Genomic DNA, 2,857 nt, shown 5'->3' with positions numbered 1-2,857 from the left:
ACCACCGAATCTTGCATTATTCATAATACGCTGGACAGCTATAAAGTCATCATGTGAGATTATCCGCTGATGATCGTCTTTATAATAACTCTGAGGCTTTTCGCCGGTATTCTTGAATGTTTTCTGTTTGTCGACATCCGGTGCGAATTCCTTAAATCGTTTTCTTGTCAGTACATCACCGCAGTATCGCTCATTTCTAAGCGTCCGTGCTACTCCGGACGCCGTCCACTTTATGTTGCCAAGATAACTTCTCTTTGATAGCTTTATAAGGATATCTGCTATCTGCTGAGTAGAATAGCCGTATAGATACATAAAGAACATAAGCTTGGGAATATTCCTTGTATCCTTATTAACGACTAGTTTTCCGTCTTCGTTCTTAACAAAGCCCAAGAGTTCGGGCGTTAGCGGAAGCCCATGATCCAGTCTCATCCTCAGTGATGTTTCCATACTCCGGCTTCGCAAGCGGCTTTCATGTTCAGCAAGGTTAGCGGAAGTGGAAAGCGCTATATGGCTGTCACTATTTAAAGAATAGATACCTTCGGATTCGAAGTATACTCCGACCTTTTTAGCTCTCAGTTTTCTTAGAGTACTGAGGCACTCAACAGTATTTCGAGCAAATCTAGATATATTCTTTACTATTATCAAGTGAAGCTTTTCGTGTACGGCATCATCTATCATCTCTTGGAAGCCTGGCCGTTGCTGTATTGTGGTTCCTGATTTTCCTTCATCAGAGTATATTTTGACAAGTTTCCAGTTGGGATTTCTGCTTACCATGTCTTCATAGTATTTCTGTTGAAGCTCGAATGAAGATGTCTGAGCTGGATTATCCGTGGATACTCTTGCATATATCCCTACAAGCTGAAACGAATCAGTTTTCACATATTGATTGTTTTCTTTTTCAGGATAATATGTATGATTGGAAGTATCGGCAGAACCGACTCTTCTTTTGACGCGCTCTCTTTGCTGTTGTTTAGTCATTTCAGGCATTATGTCCATCTCCAACCTGTAATAAAACGTTTTGCATATTCTGCTCGGTATTGAATTCATCTGAATATAATAAAGTGTCCAGCTCGTCATCAGGAAGAGGCTCAATACCTGCAGGTATCATTGACCTATCGCTGAGATCATCTCTATAATATGAGGCTAATGTGAATATGTCTTCAGAAATAAAATACATTCCCACCGGATGCTTCTGAGTTGCAAGGATTCGTGCGAGAAAAGCTATTTCATCAGGATCACTGCACACATTTCCCAGCTTCTGTGTAACGATAAGGTCAACTTTCCCTGAGAAACAATCATTTACAAGCCGGCACCATTCTTTAGCGTTCTCCATTCTAGGAGCTTTGGCACCGTTATCAATATAGAAATCTACAAGCGTCCACTTTGGAGATAATGATATATCATCAGTAAACTGCTGAATATGCTTCTGTAGATAATCATCATATTTTGTCTGATTATAATATCGTATGTATACTCCAATCTTATACGGTATATATGGCATAGGATACTCATGCTGTATGCTTTCTAACCATAACTGGTGCTTTACAAGCTGCTTTTTTCTCGGATCGTCAATAATATGACGGCGGAATATATTCTGATTATTATCGATATTATCATCAAGCTGAATTATACCGCCATTATCATGTTCAGCTGTATCTTCGATTGCTCCTACGATCATCATTTCATTACTATTCATTTTCTTACCCCTTAAAATGATTCTTAAAAGCTTAATCGCTCTCATCTTCGATAGGGAGCTGCCAATACCAGACTCCTTTTCTACGGAACGATTTGATTCCAAGCTCCTTTTTGAGAGTGTATAGTGTTCGTTCTGAGACTCCAAGATCTTGGATCTTCTGAATTATAACGCCGCTGGTGAGCTCGCCGTATTCAAGCATATTGGTTAATATTTCTGCAACATCGCTCTTTTTAAGATGCTTTTTATGATTCTTATTCTTGTTCTTCAGCCATTGAAATCCGATTGCTCTATTCATCCTGAAAGCAACTTCCGGTCCTTCGGGAGCAAGGCTTGATTTGATCGGTATCATATATCGGATCTCAGGATCGTCGTCATCGCGAGTAACCATCAATACGCTTCGGGCAATAGCTGCTATATCAATACTTCCTAGCCCACGATATAAACTTTTTCCTGTTGCTGATTTATTCATGTGACCTATCAGCACCACTGCACATCGATATCTGGAGGCTATAACAGCCAAATTACCAAGAGTAGTTCTCATTCTGCCAACACTGTGCAGATCTCCGTCCTGTGTCAAAAATGATTGGAAAGGATCAAGAATCAGGAGTCTGGCATGAGTTTTCTCTAATACCTGTGTTATTCGCTGATCGTTTAACGTGAGGCTGCTGTTATCGTCTATTATGTATGCCACTTTAGAGCAATCAGCTCCAGCGGATTTTAATCTCGGTTTTATAGTATCAGCTACATCGTCTTCGTTGCATTGGTAGATCACATATTCAGCCTTTTCAACTTTATAACCGTCAGGCATATCCTGCCCTTTGGTAATAAGAGCCGCTATATGAAGCATAAAGGTCGATTTTCCTTCGCCTGGATCTCCTTCAAGCAGCGTCAGCTTTCCGTAAGGGATATACGGATACCAAAGCCATTCAACTTCTTGTTCTTTTACTGAGTCGTAGAATTCAAAAACGTTTTCCATATTTACCGCCTTGATTTTTTCACCTGATATGTGGTATAATACAGGTGGAAGGTCATCTTATGTAGGATTGTTGCAATATACCGTGCTTTTGCAGTCTTACTTTTGCAGTCTTAGAAACTGGATTTTTCGATTTTTTCTTACAAAAAGAGCATTTTTATTGTCATGCTTGTCAACTAGCGGAGAAG

General features: G+C 39.9%; 3 protein-coding genes. All 3 read right to left on the bottom strand.

Features of this window, described 5'->3' with window-relative positions:
• On the bottom strand, positions 1 to 987 hold a 987-nt coding region (locus tag K6G33_RS09160; protein WP_296778612.1), incomplete at its 3' end, for a recombinase family protein.
• A complete protein-coding gene (locus K6G33_RS09155) occupies positions 980 to 1,696 on the bottom strand; it encodes a DNA recombinase (protein ID WP_296778611.1) in 717 nt (238 codons plus the stop codon). The genes K6G33_RS09155 and K6G33_RS09160, both read right to left, overlap by 8 nt.
• A gap of 31 nt (positions 1,697 to 1,727) precedes the next feature.
• Positions 1,728 to 2,672, bottom strand: a complete 945-nt coding sequence (locus tag K6G33_RS09150) for an AAA family ATPase (RefSeq protein ID WP_296778609.1) — start codon at positions 2,670 to 2,672, stop codon at positions 1,728 to 1,730.
• Positions 2,673 to 2,857 lie beyond the last annotated feature (185 nt).

This window comes from Ruminococcus sp. (genome assembly GCF_024691275.1).
Classification (GTDB): Bacteria; Bacillota; Clostridia; order Oscillospirales; family Ruminococcaceae; genus Ruminococcus.
This window is presented reverse-complemented; position numbering and strand designations above follow the sequence as displayed.